This is a genomic window from Pseudomonas sp. MBLB4136 (assembly GCF_051904765.1).
GTDB lineage: Bacteria > Pseudomonadota > Gammaproteobacteria > Pseudomonadales > Pseudomonadaceae > Aquipseudomonas.
Genome location: NZ_CP196713.1, coordinates 717,417 through 738,407, shown reverse-complemented (window position 1 = coordinate 738,407; position 20,991 = coordinate 717,417). Strand labels below are relative to the sequence as shown.

The 20,991-nt window shown below is 67.2% G+C and carries 18 protein-coding genes; 6 read left to right on the top strand and 12 right to left on the bottom strand.

What is annotated here, in order from left to right:
* Positions 1 to 6: 6 nt before the first annotated feature.
* From ACSX1D_RS03210 to ACSX1D_RS03200, 3 genes are read right to left on the bottom strand one after another with little or no spacing between them, the layout of a single operon-like run.
* Entirely contained in the window at positions 7 to 900 is an 894-nt protein-coding gene (locus ACSX1D_RS03210) for a ChaN family lipoprotein (RefSeq protein ID WP_439860950.1), read from the bottom strand.
* 10 nt (positions 901 to 910) lie between these two features.
* Entirely contained in the window at positions 911 to 1,678 is a 768-nt protein-coding gene (locus ACSX1D_RS03205; protein ID WP_439860949.1) for a heme ABC transporter ATP-binding protein, read from the bottom strand.
* On the bottom strand, positions 1,678 to 2,661 hold the full coding sequence (locus ACSX1D_RS03200) for a FecCD family ABC transporter permease (RefSeq protein WP_439862261.1): 984 nt from the start codon (positions 2,659 to 2,661) through the stop codon (positions 1,678 to 1,680). Before ACSX1D_RS03200 ends, ACSX1D_RS03205 begins: the two co-directional genes overlap by 1 nt.
* A 201-nt stretch (positions 2,662 to 2,862) precedes the next feature.
* Here ACSX1D_RS03200 and ACSX1D_RS03195 point away from each other — a divergent pair, with 201 nt between their 5' ends.
* Positions 2,863 to 3,180, top strand: coding sequence for a Rieske (2Fe-2S) protein (locus ACSX1D_RS03195; RefSeq protein ID WP_208708360.1), 318 nt, complete (start codon positions 2,863 to 2,865; stop codon positions 3,178 to 3,180).
* 202 nt (positions 3,181 to 3,382) lie between these two features.
* Here the strand turns inward: ACSX1D_RS03195 and sfsA are convergent, their stop codons facing one another.
* Together sfsA and ACSX1D_RS03185 are read right to left on the bottom strand one after the other, a co-directional pair.
* On the bottom strand, positions 3,383 to 4,090 hold the full coding sequence (gene sfsA, locus ACSX1D_RS03190; protein WP_439860948.1) for a DNA/RNA nuclease SfsA: 708 nt from the start codon (positions 4,088 to 4,090) through the stop codon (positions 3,383 to 3,385).
* The gene (locus tag ACSX1D_RS03185; RefSeq protein WP_439860947.1) at positions 4,080 to 5,261 is read right to left on the bottom strand and encodes a pyridoxal phosphate-dependent aminotransferase; all 1,182 of its coding nucleotides are present in this window, start codon (positions 5,259 to 5,261) and stop codon (positions 4,080 to 4,082) included. Before ACSX1D_RS03185 ends, sfsA begins: the two co-directional genes overlap by 11 nt.
* Positions 5,262 to 5,459: 198 nt before the next feature.
* Here ACSX1D_RS03185 and dksA point away from each other — a divergent pair, with 198 nt between their 5' ends.
* Together dksA and gluQRS are read left to right on the top strand one after the other, a co-directional pair.
* Positions 5,460 to 5,903: an RNA polymerase-binding protein DksA gene (gene dksA, locus ACSX1D_RS03180; RefSeq protein WP_208708357.1), complete on the top strand. Its 444-nt coding sequence runs from the start codon at positions 5,460 to 5,462 to the stop codon at positions 5,901 to 5,903.
* A gap of 98 nt (positions 5,904 to 6,001) precedes the next feature.
* Positions 6,002 to 6,889 carry a tRNA glutamyl-Q(34) synthetase GluQRS gene (gene gluQRS / locus ACSX1D_RS03175; RefSeq protein ID WP_439860946.1) on the top strand — a complete coding sequence of 296 codons (888 nt, stop codon included), beginning with the start codon at positions 6,002 to 6,004 and terminating at the stop codon, positions 6,887 to 6,889.
* Between the two features lie 15 nt (positions 6,890 to 6,904).
* On the opposite strand, the gene gcvA is transcribed toward gluQRS, so the two are convergent.
* The 4 genes from gcvA to ACSX1D_RS03155 form a co-directional block, all read right to left on the bottom strand.
* Positions 6,905 to 7,810, bottom strand: coding sequence for a transcriptional regulator GcvA (gene gcvA / locus ACSX1D_RS03170; protein WP_439860945.1), 906 nt, complete (start codon positions 7,808 to 7,810; stop codon positions 6,905 to 6,907).
* Positions 7,811 to 7,825: 15 nt separating this feature from the next.
* Positions 7,826 to 8,608, bottom strand: a complete 783-nt coding sequence (locus ACSX1D_RS03165; RefSeq protein ID WP_439860944.1) for an IclR family transcriptional regulator — start codon at positions 8,606 to 8,608, stop codon at positions 7,826 to 7,828.
* Between the two features lie 121 nt (positions 8,609 to 8,729).
* Positions 8,730 to 10,226, bottom strand: a complete 1,497-nt coding sequence (locus ACSX1D_RS03160; protein WP_439860943.1) for a CoA-acylating methylmalonate-semialdehyde dehydrogenase — start codon at positions 10,224 to 10,226, stop codon at positions 8,730 to 8,732.
* 68 nt (positions 10,227 to 10,294) lie between these two features.
* Positions 10,295 to 11,452, bottom strand: a complete 1,158-nt coding sequence (locus tag ACSX1D_RS03155) for an iron-containing alcohol dehydrogenase (RefSeq protein WP_439860942.1) — start codon at positions 11,450 to 11,452, stop codon at positions 10,295 to 10,297.
* Between the two features lie 921 nt (positions 11,453 to 12,373).
* Here ACSX1D_RS03155 and ACSX1D_RS03150 point away from each other — a divergent pair.
* From ACSX1D_RS03150 to ACSX1D_RS03140, 3 genes are all read left to right on the top strand, one after another.
* Positions 12,374 to 14,887, top strand: a complete 2,514-nt coding sequence (locus ACSX1D_RS03150) for a CoA transferase (protein ID WP_439860941.1) — start codon at positions 12,374 to 12,376, stop codon at positions 14,885 to 14,887.
* A gap of 171 nt (positions 14,888 to 15,058) precedes the next feature.
* On the top strand, positions 15,059 to 16,357 hold the full coding sequence (locus tag ACSX1D_RS03145) for an MFS transporter (RefSeq protein WP_439860940.1): 1,299 nt from the start codon (positions 15,059 to 15,061) through the stop codon (positions 16,355 to 16,357).
* A 69-nt stretch (positions 16,358 to 16,426) separates the two neighbouring features.
* The gene (locus ACSX1D_RS03140) at positions 16,427 to 16,957 is read left to right on the top strand and encodes a hypothetical protein (protein WP_439860939.1); all 531 of its coding nucleotides are present in this window, start codon (positions 16,427 to 16,429) and stop codon (positions 16,955 to 16,957) included.
* 46 nt (positions 16,958 to 17,003) lie between these two features.
* Here ACSX1D_RS03140 and ACSX1D_RS03135 read toward each other — a convergent pair whose 3' ends face one another.
* The 3 genes from ACSX1D_RS03135 to ACSX1D_RS03125 are packed head-to-tail and all read right to left on the bottom strand — an operon-like array spanning position 17,004 to position 20,952.
* Complete coding sequence (locus tag ACSX1D_RS03135; protein WP_439860938.1) at positions 17,004 to 19,136, bottom strand: dipeptide ABC transporter ATP-binding protein; 2,133 nt, start codon at positions 19,134 to 19,136, stop codon at positions 17,004 to 17,006.
* Positions 19,137 to 19,151: 15 nt separating this feature from the next.
* Positions 19,152 to 19,973 carry an ABC transporter permease gene (locus tag ACSX1D_RS03130; RefSeq protein ID WP_439862260.1) on the bottom strand — a complete coding sequence of 274 codons (822 nt, stop codon included), beginning with the start codon at positions 19,971 to 19,973 and terminating at the stop codon, positions 19,152 to 19,154.
* Positions 19,974 to 20,019: 46 nt separating this feature from the next.
* Entirely contained in the window at positions 20,020 to 20,952 is a 933-nt protein-coding gene (locus ACSX1D_RS03125) for an ABC transporter permease (RefSeq protein ID WP_439860937.1), read from the bottom strand.
* Positions 20,953 to 20,991: the final 39 nt, after the last annotated feature.

Sequence of the window (20,991 nt, the reverse complement as noted above, 5' to 3'; positions counted from 1 at the left end):
CGAATCTCAGCGATCCGCCGCCTGACGGATGCGCGCGCAATGATCCTGTTCCGCCTGCGCCGGGGTGTACCAGACATAGTCGGCCTGCCCGGCCGCGACCCGGCTACCGACCTCGGCCAGCAGCAGCACGCCGGTGTCCTGCGTGGCGCCCAGGTCGGCCAGGTGCAGGGGCACGCCCAGGTCGCGGCGCACGTGATAGGCGCCGGCCAGCAGCAGGCTCGGCTGCGGCGCGGCCAACAGCGCCTCGGCCATGCGCCGGTCGCGCTGCTGCTGCACGGCGAGCATGGCCGGCAGCTGGCTCTGCGGCAGCTGGTCGCAATGGGCATCGCGGATCTGCGCCAGCAGCGCCGTGCGCACCTTCGGCGCGCTAGAGGCCTTGCCGGCCAGCGGTGGCGGCTGGCGATAGACCTGCATGACTTCGTCACGCCCCAGGTTGGCCGGCAACGTCGGATAAGGCTGGGTCAGGGCATGGCGCATGATCGGTCCGTACAGCGCCCAGTCCCAGCCCGGCTGCCAGGCCAGGGCGGCGGGCAGGTCGGTCACCGCCTGGCCGCCGGCCAGGCGCCGGCGCGTCGCCTCGACCCGCTCCAGCTGGTCCGGACCGAGCATCTCCAGCAGCAGGCTGCCCTGGGCGCGCCGCGCCGCCAGGGCTTCGAGCAGCCACAGTTGCAGGGCGTGATGATCCGGGTTGTCGTGCCGCTCGCCGATCAGCACCCGTGGCGCCGCGGCCAGGCGCTCGACCAGCTGCGTCGGGCTCAGGCGCCGGCCGCTGGCCAGCTCGACGATCTGCCCCAGCTGCGCGTGCTGGCGCCCCTCGGGGCTCTGCCAGGCCGGCAGCGGCGGCAAGGCGGCCTGGCAGCCGGCGAGCAGCAGCACCAACGCGATAAGTAGCAGGCGCATGCGTGACTCCTCAGCGGGCGACTATCAGGGGGTGGCCGCGCTCGGGGTGGCGCTGCACCAGCACCTCCAGGCCGAACACCGCGCGCAGCGGCTCGGCACGCAGCACGTGGTCGGGCGTGCCCAGCACATGGGGGCGGCCGTCCGCGAGCAGCAGCAGGCGATCGCAGTAGCGCGCCGCCAGGTTGAGATCATGCAGGACCACCAGCACCGCGGCGCCCTGCTCGGCGAAGCGTCGGGTGGCCTGCAGGGTGATGTGCTGGTGCAGCGGGTCGAGCATCGAGGTCGGCTCGTCCAGCAGCAGGCTCTGCCCCGCCCCGCCCGGCCACAGCTGGGCCAGCACCCGCGCCAGGTGCACGCGCTGGCGTTCGCCGCCGGACAGCTGCAGGTAGCTACGCCCGCCCAGGTGGGCGGCGTCCGCCGCCTGCAGGGCCTCGGCGACTATTTCGGCATCGCGCCGCCGGCCACTGGCGTGAGGCAGCCGGCCCATGGCCACGACTTCCTCGACGCGAAAGGCGAAGTTCAGCGTCGAACTCTGCGGCAGCACCGCCAGGCGCCGCGCCCGCTCCGGCCCGGGCCAGTCGGCGAGCGGGCGCCCGTCCAGCAGCACCTGACCGTGGGCCGCCGGCAGCTCGCCGGCCAGGGCGCCGAGCAGGGTGCTCTTGCCGGCGCCGTTCGGCCCGAGCACGCCGAGCAGCTCGCCCGGACGCAGTTGCAGGTCGATGTCCGCCAACACCCTGTTGTGGCCACGGCGAACGGCCAGGTCTTGCGCCTGCAGCATCAGGCTCGCCCCCGTATCAGCAGATAGAGGAAGAAGGGCGCACCGAGCAGCGCCGTGACGATGCCGATGGGCAGTTCGGCGGGTGCCAGCAGCAGCCGCGCGGCCAGGTCGGCGAGCAGCAACAAGGCGGCGCCGGCGAGCATCGCGGCCGGTAGCAACAGGCGGTGATCCGGGCCGGTGAGCAGGCGCACCAGATGCGGCACCACCAGGCCGACGAAGCCGATCATCCCCGCCGCCGCCACGGCCGCCCCCACTCCCAGGGCGGTGCACAGCACCAGCTCGCGCTTCAGCCGTTCGACATCGAAGCCCAGGTGGCGCGCCTCCGACTCGCCGAGCAGCAGGGCGTTCAGCGCCCGCGCCCGGCGCGGCAGCCACAGCGCCACGCCGAGGGTGATCAGCAGCAGCGGCCACAGCCGCGAATAACTGGCGCCGTTGAGGCTGCCGAGGTTCCAGAAGGTCAGGCTGCGCAGGGTGGCGTCGTCGGCCAAGTAGGTGAACAGGCCGATCGCCGCACCGGCCAGGGCGGTCAGGGCGATGCCGGCGAGCAGCATGGTCGCCACGTCGGTCTGGCCGTCGCGGCGGCCCAGGCGATAGACCAGGCTGGTCACCGTCAGCCCGCCGCCGAAGGCGCAGGCCGACAGCAGGTAGGGCTCGAAGCCGGCGGGCAGGCCACCGAACGCCGCCCCGCCGACAATGGCGACAGCCGCCCCCAGCGCGGCGCCGCCGGACACGCCGATCAGCCCCGGATCGGCCAGTGGATTGCGGAACAGCCCCTGCATGGCCACCCCGGTCAGCGCCAGCACCGCGCCCACCGCCAGCCCTAGTAGGGTGCGCGGCAGGCGGATCTGGCCGAGGATCAGTTCGGCCTGCTGCAGCTCGGCACCGCCCAGCGGCAGGCCGACCAGGCGCAGGGCCGCCCGCAGCGTGTCCTGCAGCGGCAGACTGACCGGCCCCAGGGCCAGGGACAGCCAGAGGGCGAGCAACAGCAGCAGGCCCAGCGCGAGAAACAGCGCGCGCGGTTGAATGACAGGATGCATGGCGTGGACGGACCTGGCGGCCGGAAGTTGGCTGGCAGGATAAAAGGCTGGGGAGCTGGCCGCCAGCCCGATCACGGCGGCTCCGTCGCCCGGCGCTTGGCAAGCGGGCGCGGCACGGCATAATGCCCGCCTGCCGTGGAGAATCCGATGACGCGTTTATGCGCCCCGCACGAGCTGGCCGAGGGCCAGAGCCGGGGCTTTGAAGTGGCGGGGCGCAAGCTGCTGGCCGTGCGCAAGGCTGGCCAGGTGTTCGTCTACGCCAACCGCTGCCCGCACCGTGGCATTCCCCTGGAATGGCTGCCCGACCAGTTCCTCGACGCCAGCGCCAGCCTGATCCAGTGCGCCACCCATGGCGCGCTGTTTCTCATCGAATCGGGCGAGTGCGTCGCCGGCCCCTGCGCCGGACAGGCGCTCGAGGCGCTCACCTGCGTGGAAGACGCCGAGGGAATCTGGCTCCAGTCCTAGCCCCCACGCCGCGTAGGGTGCGCCGCGCGCACCGACGCTCGAGGCCATTGCGTCTATCTATCGGTGCGCATGGCGCACCCTACTAATCAGGGCCCAGCGTAGCCCGCAGCCCATCGGTTGGGATGTCCATGCCACGTAGGGTGCGCCGTGCGCACCGGCGTTCGTGGCCATGGCGCCTACCCAGCGGTGGGCATGGCGTGCCCTAGCCTTGCACCTCGAGCCTGCGCACCAGGCGAATTTCCTCGGGGCCGATGTCGGCGCCATAGGCCAGCACCCCGACCCCGGCGGCGATGGCCTCGCGCAGGGCCGCGGCATAGGCCGGGTCGATCTCCTCGGCCGGGCGCACCGCCTCGATCCCGCTCAGGTTGACGCAATACAGCTGCACCGCGCGCACGCCATCGCGGGCCAGCGCCGCCAGCTCGCGCAGGTGCTTGGCGCCGCGTTCGGTGCGCGCATCGGGGAAGGCCGCCACGGCCGAATCGGCGAAGCCCAGGGTCACGCTCTTGACCTCGACAAACGCCGGCCCGCCCGGGTAATCCAGGCGAAAATCGATGCGGCTGCGCTCCCGGCCATAGGGCACCTCGCGCTTCAGTTCGGTGAAGCCGGCCAGCTCGGCGATCAGCCCGGCCCGCAGCGCCTCCTCCACCAGGGCGTTGGCCCGCGCCGTATTGATCACCGCCAGGCGTCCATGGGGCGTCTCGCCGATTTCCCAGGTGCCCGGCAGCTTGCGCTTGGGGTCGCTCGAGCGACTGAACCAGACCCGCGCGCCCTCGCTCATGCAGTTGAGCATCGAGCCGGTATTGGGGCAGTGGATGCACAGTTGCTCGCCGCTCGCCGTCTCGATATCGGCGAGAAAGCGCTTGTAGCGGCGCAGCAGGCGGCCCTGCTGCAGCGGCGCGTCAAAGCGCATCGGGGCGCCAGCTCTTCAGGCCATGGGCGATGCGCTCGACCGCCTGCTGCAGCCGCGGCAGGTCCTGGGTGTAGGCGAAGCGCACATGCTGGCCGGCCAGATGACGACCGAAGTCCAGCCCCGGGGTGAAGGCCACATGCTCGGTCTCCAGGAAGTGCTGGCAGAAGGCGAAGGCGTCGCCGCCGAAGGCGCTGATGTCGGCATATAGATAGAAGGCGCCTTCCGGCTCCACCGCGATCCTGAAGCCCAGCTCGCGCAGGGCCGGCAGGAGGAAGTCGCGGCGCCGCTGGAACTCGTGGCGGCGCTGCTCGCAGATCTCCAGGGTCTGCGGCTCGAAACAGGCCAGGGCTGCGTGCTGGGCCATGCTCGGCGCGCTGATATAGAGGTTCTGCGCCAGTTTCTCCAGCTCCGGCACTGCCGCCGGCGGCGCCACCAGCCAGCCGAGGCGCCAGCCGGTCATGCCGAAATACTTGGAGAAGCTGTTGAGCACGAAGGCCTCGTCGTCCACCTCCAGCACGCTGGCCGCGTCCACGCCGTAGGTCAGGCCGTGGTAGATCTCGTCGACCACCAGATGACCGCCATGCGCCTTGAGCGCCTGGGACAGCGCGGCCAGCTCTTCGCGCGGCAGCAGGGTGCCGGTCGGATTGGCCGGCGAGGCGACCAGGGCGCCGACGCTGTCGCGATCCCAGTGCCGGTCGACCAGCTCGGGCGTCAGCTGGTAGCGCACCTCGGGGCCCACCGGCACCAGCTGCGCGGCGCCTTCGATCAGGCGCAGGAAGTGGCGGTTGCAGGGGTACCCCGGGTCGGCCAGCAGCCAGTGCTTGCCCGGGTCGACCAGCAGGCTGCTGGCCAGCAGCAGGGCGCCGGAGCCCCCCGGGGTAATCAAAATCCGCTCAGGGTCTATGCTCAACCGATAGCGTTGTGCGTAGAAGCCGGCAATCGCCTCGCGCAACGCCGGGATGCCCCGCGCCGCGGTGTAGCGGGTATGCCCGGCAGCCAGCGCGGCCTGGCCGGCGGCGACGACGGGCGCGGCGGTGGTGAAATCCGGCTCGCCGATCTCCAGATGGATCACGTCGTGGCCATCGGCCTGCAACTGATTGGCGCGGGCGAGCAAGGCCATGACGTGGAAGGGTTCGATGGCACGGCTGCGCGCACTGTATGACTGGGCCATGGACCTGCCTTGAAAGAGGTTGAAAGGCGGATTCTAACCAAGCGTCCGGCGAAACGGCAGCAACCTCGACAACCGGGAGTGGCGCGGCTTCAATCGTTCTGGTAAGTTCGCCCGCTTGCAGCCGCAGGGCCGATGCGAAATCGGCAAAGGGACACCACTCCTGCGCAGTGGATTAGAGAGAGTGAGAGGCGGTCATCCATGCCCATCAAAGCAAAAGCAAAGAGCAGCCAACTGATTCGTGGCTTCGAACCCTACCAAGAGAGCAAGGGTGAGGAGTACATGAGCGAGCCGATGCGCGCCCACTTTACCGGCATCCTCAACAAGTGGAAGCTGGAACTGATGCAGGAAGTCGATCGTACCGTGCATCACATGCAGGACGAAGCGGCCAACTTCCCCGACCCGGCCGACCGCGCCAGCCAGGAAGAAGAATTCAGCCTGGAACTGCGTGCCCGCGACCGCGAGCGCAAGCTGATCAAGAAGATCGACGAGACCCTCGAGCTGATCGAAGAGAACGAGTACGGCTGGTGCGATTCCTGCGGTGTCGAGATCGGCATCCGCCGCCTGGAAGCCCGCCCCACCGCCACCCTGTGCATTGACTGCAAGACCCTGGCGGAAATCAAGGAAAAGCAGATCGGTTCCTGATCTGATCACGGGGCGCTGAGGCGCCCCGCGTTGTTTCTGCCCCGCGCCCGCACACCCCGCCCCACGCTCTCCCGCGCCCAACCCTGCAGCCCGCCCGCATGAACGCTCCCCGCTACATCGGTCGATTCGCCCCCACCCCCAGTGGCTATCTGCACTTCGGTTCCCTGGTCGCCGCCCTGGCGTCCTACCTGGATGCGCGCGCCGTCGGCGGTCGCTGGCTGCTGCGCATGGAGGACCTCGACCCACCGCGCGAGGTGCCCGGCGCCCAGGACGCGATCCTGCGCACCCTGGAGAGCTACGGCCTGTACTGGGACGGCGAGCTGGTGCGCCAGAGCGCGCGGCATGCCGACTACCAGGCCCTGATCGAGCGCCTGCTGGACAGCGGCCTGGCCTATGCCTGCACCTGCTCGCGCAAGCAGCTGGAGGGCTATCACGGTATCTATCCGGGGTTCTGCCGCGATGCCGGCCACGCGCCCGATAACGCGGCAATCCGCCTGCGCGTGCCGGATTTGAGCTACGGCTTCAACGACCGCGTGCAGGGCGAGTATCGCCAGCACCTGGGCCGCGAGGTGGGCGACTTCGTCATTCGTCGCCGCGACGGCCTGTACGCCTACCAGCTGGCGGTGGTGCTCGACGACGCCTGGCAGGGGGTCACGGACGTGGTACGCGGCGCCGACCTGCTCGACTCCACCCCGCGCCAGCTCTATCTGCAGGAGCTGCTCGGCGCGGCCCAGCCGCGTTACCTGCACGTGCCGCTGATCATCCAGCCCGACGGCCACAAGCTGGGCAAGTCCTACCGCTCGCCGCCGCTGCCCGCCGACCAGGCCGCGCCGCTGCTGCTGCGCGCCCTGCATGCCCTGGGGCAGAAGGTCCCCGACGAACTCGCCGAGGCGCGCCCGGCGCAGTTGCTGGAATGGGCCGCGCGGCACTGGGACGCCGCCGGCATTCCGCGCTGCCGCACCCTGGCCGAGGCGCAATTGCGCTAGACGGTGCCCGGCGGCTCAGTGGCGCAGTGGATCGCGGGCGAGCTCCGCCTCCTCCTCCAGCCATGACCAGAAGGCCTCGGCCTGGGGCGACATGTACTGGTGCGCCGGGCAGGCCAGGTAGAACGCCTCGGAGGTGGCAATCCGCTGCTCGAACGGCGCCAGCAGACGCCCGCTGTCGATCATCCCCGCCACCAGGGAGGTGCGCCCCAGCGCCAGGCCATGGCCGAGGGTGGCCATCTCCAGGGCGGTGATCAGGGTATCGAACTGCATGCCCTGGGACGGATCGACGTGGAGGAAGCCAGTCTGGTTGAGCCAGTAACCCCAGCCCTCCTCGTAGCCGATCACATGCAGCAGGGTGTGATCGGCCAGGGCCTCGGGGGACGCGGGCGGCGCCTCGCCGTTGTTGAGCCGCGGGCTGCACACCGGAAACAGCTCGTCCCAGGTCAGCCGGCTGGCCTTGTAGCCCGCCCAGACGCCCTGGCCGTAGCGGATCTCCATGTCCGCCTCCTTCTCCCGCTCGTCCAGCCAGATATTGCTGGTGAAGCGCAGGCCGACATCCGGGTGACGCTCACGAAAACGCGCCAGCCGCGGGGCCAGCCAGGTGGTGAAGAACACCAGATTGACCCGCACGGTGAGCAGGCGCTTGCGCCCCTGGCCGAACAGTTCGTCGGTGGCCGCGGCCAGGCGTTCGACCGCCTCGTGCACCACCGGCATGTAGGCCTGGCCCGCCTCGGTCAGCTCCAGGCCGCGCGGCAGGCGCTTGAACAGGCTGACGCCGAGCTGCGACTCCAGGCCCTTGACCTGCTGGCTGATCGCCGCCTGGGTCAGGTTCAGCTCGGTGGCCGCCTGGGTGAAGTTCAGGTGGCGGGCGGACGCCTCGAACGACCGCAGCCAGTTCAGTGGGGGAAGCCTCTTCTTCATCGCTCACGCTCGAATTCAGTCCCTGACAACCTCCGTGTCATTGATCAGCTGACCCAACTCCCCGGCCGCCTCGCGTAACAACGGAGTATATGTCAGCAGCTCGTCCAGGCTCTTGCGTATAAGCGGCGCATGGGCGAACAGACAGGCGAACAAGCGACCATCGCGACCGCGGATCGGCACCGCGCAGGCCGCCAGGCCATCGACGAACTCCTCGTCATCGGTGCCCAGCTCGTCATCCCGGGTCTTGAGCAAGGCGGCTTCCAGCTCCGCGGCGCTAGTCAGGGTGTTGCGGGCGAAACGCTGCAGCGGCAGGTTATTGATGATGCGCAGGCGCCGCTCCCGGGGCAGCGAGCTTAGGTACAGCTTGCCGCTGGCGGTGCACCAGATCGGCGTATGGCTGCCCACCGGCAGGTACACCTGCAGCGGCCGGTCGGTCTGCACCCGGTCGTAGTAGATCATCTCGGTGCCATTGGGAATGGCAATGCCGCAGGTCTCGCCGATCTCCGCGGTCAGGCGCTTGAGGATGGCCTGGCGCGGCGCCTTGAAGCGCCCGCTATGCAGCACGCCGAGGGCGATGTCGTGCATGCGGTCGCCGGGTACGATGAGCCCGCGCATGTTGATCTGCAGGTAGCCGTCGCCTTCGAGCTGGCTGAGCAGGCGATGGATGCTCGGCTTGGGGATATCCAGCTGGTAGGCGAGGTCGGCCGGCGACATCGGCCGCTCGGCCTTGGAGACCGCCTCGATGATCTCCAGCACCCGGCTGATCGAGGAGCCTTTCTCCCGCGTCGTCGTAGTCATTCGTTCATTTCCCCCTGTACAGCGGGCGATCCCTGGGCATAAACGACCGAGGCCACGCCCCCTTGCGTGGGCGTGGCCTCCGGCCTGCGCAAGGCGCAGGCTGCCCCGAGCTGGCGGCCGCTTATTTCATGGTCGGCATGGAGAAGGACACACCCTCGCGCACCCCGGCCGACGGCCAGCGCTGGGTGATGGTCTTGCGCTTGGTGTAGAAGCGCACGGCGTCCGGGCCGTAGGCATGCAGGTCACCGAACAGCGAGCGCTTCCAGCCGCCGAAGCTGTGGTAGGCCACCGGCACCGGCAGCGGCACGTTGATGCCGACCATGCCGACCTTGATGTTGTCGGAGAAGTAGCGCGCCGCCTCGCCATCACGGGTGAAGATGCAGGTGCCGTTGCCGTACTCGTGGGCATCGATCAGGTCCATCGCCTCCTGCATGCTGTTGACGCGCACCACCTGCAGCACCGGGCCGAAGATCTCTTCCTTGTAGCTGAGCATCTCCGGATTGACGTTGTCGATCAGCGTGCCGCCGACGAAGAAGCCGTTCTCGTGCCCTTCGACCTGCGGATTGCGGCCGTCGACCACCACCTTGGCGCCCTGCTCCTCGGCGCTATTGATGTAGCCGACCACCTTCTGCTGATGGGCCTTGGTGATCACCGGGCCGAAGTCGTTGCTCTTGTCCGAGTAGGCGCCGACCTTCAGCGACTGCATGGCGGCCTGCATCTTCTCGACCAGCGCATCGGCGGCCGCGTCACCCACCGCAACGGCCACCGACAGCGCCATGCAGCGCTCGCCGGAGGAGCCGAAGGCCGCGCCGAGCAATTGGTTGACGGCGTTGTCCATGTCCGCGTCGGGCATCACGATGGCGTGGTTCTTCGCCCCGCCCAGGGCCTGGCAGCGCTTGCCGTTGGCGTTGGCGGTCTTGTAGATGTACTCGGCGATCGGCGTCGAGCCGACGAAGCTGACGGCCTGGATGCGTTCGTCGCTGAGCAGCACGTCGACCGCTTCCTTGTCGCCGTTGACCACGTTCATCACGCCATCCGGCAAGCCGGCTTCCTGCAGCAGCTGGGCGATGAACAGGGTGGAGCTGGGGTCACGCTCGGACGGCTTGAGGATGAAGCAGTTGCCGCAGACGATGGCCATGGGGAACATCCACAGCGGCACCATCGCCGGGAAGTTGAACGGAGTGATGCCGGCGACTACGCCCAGGGGCTGGAACTCGCTCCAGGAGTCGATGTTCGGGCCGACGTTCTTGCTGTGCTCGCCCTTGAGCAGCTCGGGGGCGCCGCAGGCATACTCGACGTTCTCGATGCCGCGCTGCAGCTCGCCGAGGGCATCGTGGGCGATCTTGCCGTGCTCCTCGCCGATCATCTGGGCGATGCGCTCGGCGTTCTGCTCGAGCAGCTCCTTGAAGCGGAACATCACCCGCGCACGCTTGATCGGCGGGGTGTTGCGCCATTCCGGGAAGGCCGCCTCGGCGGCGGCGATGGCCTGCTCGACGGTGGCCTTGGACGCCAAGGCAACCTGCTTGCTGACCTCGCCGGTGGAGGGGTTGTAAACATCCTGCAGGCGCGCGGCGTCGCTGATGACTTGGCCGTTGATCAGGTGTCCTACTGTGTTCATCGCAACTGTTCCTCGATAAGGGGTTGAGGCGGCTGGCTCGCCACCGCTAATGGCTGATAGACGTGGGCTTACCAGAGCTTCTTGTAGAGCTCGATGATCTCTTCGGCGCTCGGCACGCGCGGGTTGTTGTTCGGCGAGCCGGAGGCCAGGGCCTGCTCGGCCATGACCTGCAGCTGGTCGAAGAAGTGCTGACGATCGATGCCGAACTGCTCGGGCGTGGGCACCTGCAGCTCGTCGTTGAGGGCGCGCAGCTCGGCGAGCAGCTTGTCGTTGGCCACCTCGTCGCTGTCCTGGGCACTGGCCACGCCCATGGCGCGGGCGCAGTCGGCGTAACGCGCGGCGGCGGCCGGGATGGAGTACTCGGTGACGGTCGGCAGCAGCATGGCGTTGGACAGGCCGTGAGGCACATGGAAGTGTGCGCCGATCGGTCGGCTCATGCCGTGCACCAGCGCCACCGAGGCGTTGGAGAACGCCACGCCGGCCAGGGTCGAGCCGAGCATCATGGCCTCGCGGGCGGCCTTGTCCGCGCCGTCGTGGTAGGCGCGGCGCAGGTTCGGCGCGATCAGGCGCATGGCCTCCAGGGCCTGGCTGTCGCTGTACAGGCTGGCCTTCTTGCTGACGTAGGCCTCCATGGCGTGGGTCAGCGCGTCGATGCCGGTGTCGGCGGTGATGCGCGACGGCAGGCTGAGGGTCAGGCTGAAGTCGATCAGCGCCGCCACCGGCATGAAGCCGATGCCCACGCAGAGCATTTTCTCGTCGGTCTTCTCGTCGGAGATGATGGTCACCCGGGTGACTTCCGAGCCAGTGCCGGCGGTGGTCGGCACCGCGATGATCGGCAGGCCGGACTCGACGACGATGCGCGGGAATTTGTAGTCGCGCATCTCGCCGCCGTGCTTGGCGAGGATGGCGATGGCCTTGGCGCTGTCGATCGGGCTGCCGCCGCCGAGGGCGATGATGCAGTCGTAGTCGCCGTTGCGCGCCTTCTCTACGCCGGCCTGGATCGACGCCACGGTCGGCTCCGGCACCGTCTCGTCGAACACTTCGGCGGTGATGTCGTGGGCCGCCAGGCGCTCCTGGATGGTGGCGGCGTAACCCAGCTTGACCATCATCTTGTCGGTGATGATCAGCGGCCGCTTGCAGCCCAGGTTGGTCATCACCAGCGGAATATCCTGACTGGCGTTCTCGCCAATCTGCATGATGCGGGGAAGGATCACTTGAGTAGCCATGACGACTCCATTATTTCCGAGTAACTGGGCCTGGAAACTCGGACTGAATAGTCCCAGGCGTTATTGTTCTGTTGATGTCGACCGCGCAGCTAAGTCGACGCGGGTGACGCAAATAAGCTGTCGATAAGGGCCGATTTCGCCGTACTTGCTAAAGTGCCATCACGCCACTGGTAATAAAGCACCGCCACTATTCCAGCAGGCGAAAGGCGACTTGCTTATCGATTCGCGGCGGAACTGCCGGCGCTGGTAACACAACGCCCGGCACTCTCAAACTTCGCCACTGCCCTGCCTTTCCCCCTCGCTCAGACGCTCACGGATAGCGGCCCTCAGCGCTCGATCCCGGCCTGGCGATCCCGCGATATCGATACGAAATCTATTGTTATGAAGATGAAAAGCGCTGAAAAGCAAAAAAATAGCGGCCTATGAGCCGTTTTTTTTTATGGATCCATTAGCAAACTACCTCATGGACGGCAGCGGCGGCCGACGACATAGGTCGCATTGACAGCACCTCGGGCGCTCGAGTGACCGCCAGGTCACGCGCTTATGCACCCATAAGCAAAACCCCGCCTTAGGTCCATTTTTTATTGCTGGTTAGCGCAATTCTTCATTCCTAATATCCGCCTCACCGAAGCAGACCAAGCACCTGCCGAACGCACCTATTGCCGCCAGCGATAGAGGCGACAAGCAGAACAGGCCGGTTCGGGAACTGAACGGCGCGGCAATAACGGGCACAACTGCCCATCGATATTGATGCCCAGGTTATTGCCGGCCTCGCTCGAACCACAGCGCATCGAAAACGAGTCTCTCGTGCTCGATGACAAACCGGAAAGCTTGGTGGCAGTTCGCCAACTTATTAATAAAACAACCAACTTGCCTGATTTGCAGCAGCAGGCTGGATCGTTCCTCGAGGGATAAATTGAAATGAACAACAACAATCAATTGCCTTTAAATGGTGTCCGCGTCGTCGACTTCGGCCAGCAGATCGCCGGCCCGGCCGTGGCCATGACCCTCGCCGACCTGGGCGCCACCGTGGTGCACATCGATCCGCCGCAGGGCCCGCAGTGGGACCACCCGGCCAATGCCGTGCTGAACCGCAACAAGAGCTGCCTGCGCCTGGACCTCAAGTCCGATGCCGGACGCGCCCAGGCCATGGCCCTGATCGACAAGGCCGACATCGTCATCGAGAGCTTCCGTCCCGGCGTCATGCAGGAGCTGGGCATCGACTTCGCCAAGCTGCGTGAAGCCCGTCCGGAGCTGATCACCCTGTCCATCCCCGGCTTCGCCAGCAACGACGAACTGCGCCGCGAGTGGAAGGCCACCGAGGCCGTGGTCGCGGCGACCGCTGGTGCCTTCACCGACATGGGCTTCAACCGCGTGCTGCTGGGCCTGAACCCGAGCTTCTCGCCGCTGCCGCTGGGCTCCGCCTACGCCACCGCCCTGGCTGCCGCCTCCGTCGCCCTGGCCCTGCAGGCCCGTGAGCGCACCGGCCGTGGCGACGCCATCGAAGTGCCGGTGATCTCCGCGCTGATGGAAGGCCTGTCGTACAACTCCTACGTCATCGAAGGCCTGCCCGAGCGCTACAAGACCATGCGCGAGAAGGAGATCGAGTACCGCAAGGCCAACAACATCGCGATGGACCTGAGCTACGACGACCTGCAGGAATACCTGGACCCCTTCTACCGCACCTACAAGTGCGCCGACGGCCGCATGTTCTATTGCGTCTGCCCGTCGCACCGCAACCACGCCAAGCGCGCCCTGACCGTGCTGGGCATCTACGACGAGCTGGTCGCCGAAGGCCTGCCGGAAGTCAACGACCTGCACGCGCCGATCAGCGAGTGGGACGGCGAGACCTCCATCGGCGTCTACCCGCTGCCGAAGAAATGGGCCGACCACATCTCGGCGAAGATGAAGAAGGCCTTCCTGACCAAGACCTCCGAGGAGTGGGCGAAGATCTTCGGCGAAGGCCAGATCCCCGGCGCGCCGCACCGCACCACCCAGGAGTGGGTCAACCACGAGCACACCAACGCCGCCGGGCTGATCGTCGAGGTCAACGACCCCGAGTACGGCCTGATGAAGCAGCCCGGCCCGTTCGCCTGGCTGGAAGAGTGCGCCGGGCAGATGGTCAGCCCGCGGCCACGCAAGAATGTCAGCTTCGAGCAGGCCCTGGCCGAGCTGAGCGAAGTGGCCGCCGCCGAGGTGGTGACCCGTCCGGTCGGCGCCGCCATCGCCCCCGCCTCGAACGCCGGCTGGCTCGACGGCCTGCGCATCCTCGACCTGACCAACGTGATCGCCGGCCCGCACTCCACCGCCTTCCTCGCCCGCTTCGGCGCCGAGGTGATCAAGCTCGACCCGGTCAAGCCGCTGTACGATCCGCTGATCGGCACCCTGTTCAGCTTCCAGACCAGCATGGGCAAGCAGAGCGCCCTGGTCGACATCATGAGCGAGGAAGGCCGCGAGGTGTTCAACCGCCTGGTGCGCTCGGTGGACATGGTGGTGATCAACGCCCCCGAGCGTCAGCTCAAGCCCCTGGGCCTGGACCACGACAGCCTGCAGGCGGTCAAACCGGGCGTGCTGTTCTGCCGCCTCGACTGCCTCGGCGGCCCGCTGCCAGGTCCGAAGACCAACTACATCGGCTACGACGACATCATCCAGGCGCACAGCGGCATCATGAGCCGCTTCGGTGGCCCGGAGACCCCGGAGGAGCACGCCCACCTCGGCACCCTGGACGTCAACTGCGGCTTCGCCGCCGGCCTGGGCATGGCGGTGTCGATCTACCACAAGCTGAAGACCGGCCAGCCGAGCCGCTCGCGCACCTCGCTGTCGGCGGTCACCAACCTGGCGCAGATCACCTTCGCCTTCGATTACGAGGGGCGCGCGCCCTTCAACGAGCCGTCCGGTCGCGAAGTGCTGGGCCACCACGCCCTGTCGCACTTCTACAAGACCTCCGAGGGCTGGATCTACCTCGACTCCAAGCAAGCCGAACTGCCGAAGCTGGAGCAGGTCGAGGGCCTGGCCGGCATCAGCGCCGCGGCCGATGTCGGTGCGTTCCTGAAGAACGCCCTGCAGGCCGCACCGGCCGCCTACTGGGCGGAGAAGCTGCAGGCGGCCGATATCGCCGCCGCGGTTCCGCAGTCGATCGAGTCGCTGCGCGAGCAGTACAGCCGCGAAGGCGATGGCACCGTGGGCATCGACAAGGGCAGCTTCGCCTTCTCGATCCACCGCAACCACCCGAGCGGCCACTGCCTGACCCAGATCGACCACCTGGCGATCCGCCCGAGCGAGGCCAGCATCAAGGCGGTCAGCCTGCCGGAGCGCTGGGGCCACTCGACCCGCGAAGTGCTGGCCGATGCCGGCTACAGCTCGAGCGAGATCGAATCGATGCTCGAGCGCAACATCGCCAGCCTGGGCTGGGCCAAGGAGTTCCTGCCTAGCTAAACTCAGGCGTCAGACCGGCGGGCGGGACAGTTTGGCTGTCCCGCCCGCTTTTGCATTTCTGGGCCGAGGCGCGGCGCGCTGCCCTCGGCCAGCCATTTTTCACGGCCTGGCCACGTTTTGCCGGTGCCGGCCCGGGTCGCAAGACGCGGCTGCGCGAACACGGTGGTGAGCATGTTTCAGCAGACAGTGCGGGCCGTCTGGCCCTTGTTCTTCGGCCTGGGCATCATCGGCCTGTGCATCGGCGCGCAGAACACCCTGCTGGGCATTCGCGCCGAGCTGGAAGGCTTCGACACCCGCGTCACCGGCCTGCTGATGTCCGGCTACTACGCCGGCTTCCTGCTCGGCTCGCTGCGCGCCCCGGCGATCATCCAGCGGGTCGGCCACGTGCGCGCCTTCGCCGCGCTGACCGCCCTGGCCTCCATGACCATCCTGATCCATTCGCTGTGGGTCGACCCCTGGGTCTGGGGCGTCATGCGCCTGCTCACCGGCTTCTCGGTGTCGGCCATCTACGTGGTCGCCGAGAGCTGGCTGAACCAGGCCGCCGACAACCGCACCCGCGGCCAGCTGCTGTCGCTGTACATGATCACCATGCTCGCCGGCCTGTCGGGCGGGCAGTTCCTGCTGAACATCTCCGACCCGGCCAGCTTCGAGCTGTTCACCCTGATCTCCATCCTCATCAGCCTGGCGGCGATTCCGATCCTGATCACCGCCACGCCGATGCCCTCGTTCGCGGCCGCCCGCCCGGTGAGCATCGCCACCCTGTATCGCCTGGCGCCGACCGGCCTGGTCGGTTCCTTCCTGATCAACGCCTGCTACGCCATGGTCCTGGGCATGGGCTCGGTGTACGCCAGCCGGCTGGGCATGCAGGTCAGCGACATCTCGCTGTTCATGGCCCTGCTGGTGGTCGGCGGCATGTTGCTGCAGTGGCCGCTGGGCCGGCTGTCCGACAGCATGGACCGGCGCACGGTGATCGCTGCGGCCGCCGCGGCCGCCGTGCTGTTCGCCGCGGCCAGCGCCCTGGTCGGCTTCGCCGCTAACCACAGCCACCTGCTGCTGGCCTTGCTGTTCGGCGGCAGCTGCTTCCCCCTGCTGGCCCTGTACCTGGCGCTGACCAACGACCAGCTGGAGGCCGACCAAGCCACCGGCGCCAGCAGCACCCTGTTGCTGCTGGGCAGCGTCGGCGCCAGCATCGGCCCGTTCATGGTCTCCCTGACCATGGAGCAATGGGGTCCGGCCAGCTTCTTCTGGAGCCTGGCGGTGATGGCCAGCCTGATGGTCACCCACGCCGTCTACAAGCGCATCACCGACCCCTTCCCCGCCACCAGCGAGACGCCCACCCACTTCCAGATGCAGGCGCCCCTGGCGGTGGGCTCGGTGCTGATGGAGTCGATGCCGAACGACGACGAGCCCGACGCAGCGGCGGCCGAAGCAACCGAGGGCAGCGCGCAACCGCCGTCGCCAAGGGCCTGAGGCGGCGCCGCGGCCTGGGCGATTTCGGCTATCCTTGGCGCCCTTCTCCATCGCCCCAGGACCCACAGCATGCAAGCGCAACTCGAAGAACTGATCGGCAAGATAAGCTCGGGCTGCATGCTGGCCGAGGACATCGCCCGCATCGCCGCCGAGGCCGCCCAGGCCTATGCCGACCCGCAGGCCTTCCTCGCCGCCAACCCGGACATCAACTACGACGACAACTTCCCCATCCCGCTCGGCGAATGGGTGGTGGTCGGCAGCCTGCCGGACACCGTGCTGTTCCAGGCCGACAGCTACGACCAGCTGTTCCAGCAGATCACCGACTCCTTCGGCCCCAGCGTGAACTTCGTGCTCAAGCCCAAGCAGCTGCAGAAGGTCGAACCGCTCAAGGCGCTCAACCGCATCCAGGTGCAGCTATCCAGCCTGTCACCGGAGACCCGGGGCTACGTCCTGCTCGACTTCAGCGAACCGCTGGATGACGAATTGCAGGCCGTGCTGGTGTACAGCACCGACCTGCCACGGGTGATGGAACTGGCGGTGGAAGTGGGCATCTATGCGGCGCCGGCCTATGAGGCGTGCAAGGCGGCGCAGGACAGCTAGGCGGCCGTTGGCCGGCCAAAGGGACCGGCTAACGGCGGCTGAAGCCCTAGACCACGCCGACCTGCAGCGGCTTGTCCGCAGTTCGCAGATCTGGCTCCGTCGGCGTCTGGGCCGGAATCACACGGTACACCGGCTCCACCTCGCGCAACTCGGCCAGCGGGATATGACAGGCGATCTGGTGGGAGCCCGACGCCTCGAGCACTGGCGGTTTCTCCTGCTCGCAAAGGGTGCCGAGCTTGCGCGGGCAACGGGCGTTGAACGGACAGCCCGTGGGCGGATTCATCGCGCTGGGGATCTCCCCCTGGAGAATCACGCGCTTCTTCTGCACACGGGTATCGGCCAGCGGAATCGCCGAGATCAGCGCTTCGGTGTAGGGATGGTAGGGCGGCGAGAACACCTCGGCGGTGCTGCCCTGCTCGACCATATTGCCGAGATAGATCACCACCACCCGGTCGGCCAGGTAGCGCACCAGGCTCAGGTCGTGACTGATGAACACCAGGGAGGTCTGCTGCTCGGCCTGGATGTTCATCAGCAGACGGGTGACCGCAGCCCCCACCGAGACATCCAGCGCCGATACCGGCTCATCGGCGACCACCAGCGAAGGCTGGCCGGCGAACGCGCGGGCTATCGCCACCCGCTGCTTCTGCCCGCCGGACAACTGGCGCGGCTTGCGGCTGGCAAACTCGGCCGGCAGCTTGACCAGTTCCAGCAGCTCCAGCACCTTGGCCTCGATCGCCGCCTTGCCTTCGCAGACGCCGAACTTCTTGATCACCCGGCCCAGCTGGGAGCCGATGCTCAGGCTGGGATTGAGCGTATCGAAGGGGTTCTGGAAGACCATCTGCATCGCCCGGGTCTGCTCGGTGGAGCGCTCGGTCACCGGCTTGTCGGCGATGTCCTGGCCATTGAGCCGGACCCGTCCAGCGCTCGCCGTTTCCAGCCCCATCAGCACCTTGGCAAAAGTGGACTTGCCGCACCCCGACTCGCCGACCACCGCCACGGTTTCGCCGGCGTGGGCCTGGAAGCTGATGTTTTCCACGGCCTTGACGATCTTCACCCGCTCACCCTGCAAGGTGGCGCGCAGGGAGCTGTCGGAGACCTCGTAGTACTTGCGCATCTGCTCGACCGCCAGCTTCAGCTCGCCCCGTTGCACGACGGTGGGCGACATCGACGACGCCGGCTGCGGCGCGTTCAGCTCGAGTTCCTGCCAGCGCGCGCAACGCACCGCATGACTGTCCAGCCCCGGTACCCGGCTTACCCCGAGCGCATTGCGGTCACAGGTGCCGGCGACGAAGTGATCGCAGCGCGGGCCGAAGAAGCAGCCCCTGGGACGCTGGTGGGGCAAGGGCAGCTGGCCGCGGATCGGCTGCAACGGCCGGCTGTGCTTGTCCGCCGTGGCCGACGGGATACAGTCGAACAGGCCCTTGGTGTAGGGGTGCTTCATATGGTCGAAGACATTCTTGACCTGTCCCACTTCGACCACCTGGCCCGAGTACATCACGTTCACCCTGGAGCAGGTCTGCAGGATCAGTCCGAGGTTGTGCGAGATATAGATCAGCGCCGTGTTGAAGCGCGCGGCCAACTCGTCGATCAGCTCGACGATGCCGGCCTCGACCGTGACGTCCAGGGCCGTGGTCGGCTCATCCAGCAACAGCAGCGAGGGATTGGACAGCAGCGCCATGGCGATCACCACCCGCTGCTGCTGGCCTCCGGAGATCTGATGCGGGTAGGCGCTCATGACCCGCTTGGGGTCCGGCAGGTGCACGTTGCCGAGCATCTCCAGCGACTGCTGGTAGGCCTGCGCCTTGTCGAGCTTCTTGTGGTACTGCAGCACCTCCATCAGCTGCTGGCCGATGCGCAGCGAGGGGTTCAGCGAGGCCATCGGCTCCTGGTAGATCATGGCGATTTCATTGCCCCTGATCCTGCGCAACTCGGCCGCGCTCAGCCGCGCCAGGTCCTGGCCCTTGTACTTGATCGAGCCCCCGACGATCTTCGCGCTGCCGCCCAGGTACTGCATGATGGCCATGGCCACGGTGGACTTGCCGCAGCCCGACTCCCCCACCAGGCCGATGCGCTCACCCGGATTGAGGGTCAGGTTGAAGTCCACCACCGCCGGAATCTCGCCCGCGCGACTGAAGTAGGAGATGCTCAGGTTGTCGATTTCCAGGATCGGGTTGCTCATAGCCAATCTCTCTTCTTAGTCTTTCAACGAGATTTCGCGCAGGCCGTCTGACAGCATGTTCAGACCCAGTACCAGCGAGGAGATGGCGATGCAGGGAAAGATCGCCATGTGCGGGAACACCGGAAACAGCTTGCGCGCCTCGCTGATCATCCCGCCCCAGTCGGGGGTGGGCGGCGGCAGGCCCATGCCGAGGAACCCCAGCACACCGATGGTGATGGTCACGTAGCCCATGCGCAGGCAGGCGTCGACGATCAGCGGACCGCGGGCGTTGGGCAAGATCTCCACGAACATGATCCACAGGCCGCTTTCGCCGCGGGTCTGGGCGGCGGCCACGTATTCGCGGTTGCGCAGGTCCATGGCCAGGCCGCGGACGATACGGAAGATCCCCGGCGCACTGGCGAAGGTCACGGCCAGCACGATATTGAGCCCGGAGGCGCCGATCGAGGCGATGATCAGGATGTACAGCACCAGCACCGGGAAGGACAGGATCACGTTGGCGAGGAACGACAGCAGGGTGTCCACCCGTCCCTGGTAATAGCCGCCGGCCAGGCCCATGACGATACCGACCAGGTAGGCGCTGAAGGTCGCCAGCGGCGCATAGATCAGCACCGTCTGGGTGCCGTAGATGATCCGCGAGAGGATGTCCCGACCCAGCAGGTCGGTGCCCAGCCAGAACACGCCTCCGTCCGGGTTCTGCGCCAGGGGTTTCTGCATGGGCAGCAGGTTGCTGACCGGGTCATAGGGCGCCAGCACATCGGCAAACAGCGCGATGAACACCCAGAACAGACAGATGCCCGCTCCGACCAGGCCCACCTTGCTCTCGCGCAGCAGGCCGATGGCTTTCCAGGCGGAGCTATAGATCGACTGATTCATCTGCACGCCCTCAGCTCAAACGGATGCGGGGATTGAGGTAGCTGTAGCCGATGTCGGCCAGCAGCTGTGTCAGCACCGCGGCGCAAACGGCGACCATGGTGCAGGCCTCGATCAGGTACACGTCGCTGTTCAGCGAGGCCTCCAGCAACAGCGCGCCGAAACCCTTGTAGGCGAAGGCGTACTCCACAACGATGACGCCCGATAGCAGCCAGTTGATCTGCAGCATGATGATGGTGAACGGCGCGATCAGGGCATTGCGCAGCGCATGCTTGAGGATGACGTAGTGGTAGGGCAGCCCCTTGAGCACGGCGGTGCGGATGTAGTGGGTCGCCATGACCTCGGCCATCGAGGCGCGGGTCATGCGCGCCACATAGCCGAAGCCATAACCGACCAGGACCATGGCCGGCAGGACCAGCTGCACCGGGTCGAAGCCGCCGGTCATGCTGCTGGTGCCCGGCAACAGGTTGAGGGAGAAGACGAAGATCGCCGAGAGGAACACGGCGCTGGCGAACTCCGGGATCGAGGTGGTGATGATGCAGATCAGCGAAATGATCCGGTCCAGCAGCGAGCCTTCCTTCATCCCGGACAGCACGCCCAGCAGGATCGACAGCGGAATCATCACGCCGAAGGTGGCGGCCGCCAGGATCAGGGTATTGCCGAGGCGGTCCCAGAGAATGTCGGCGACCGGCACGCGGAAGCGAATCGACTCGCCGAAATCGCCGCTTATGAAATTGGCCACCCAGACGAAATAGCGCTCCAGCACGAAGCGGTTGTAACCGTTGGCCTCCAGCCACAGCTGGCGCTGCTCATCGGTTGAGTAGGGCCCCAGCACCTTGATCGCCACCGAATCGATATTCAGCTCGAGGGCGAGGAACAGGATGATCGACACCACCAGCATGGTCAGCGCCATGATGGCGAGGCGCCTGATGATTAAGAAAGCCACTCGGCAGTCCTCCATGGGTTTCTGGTAAAAAAGGCCGCG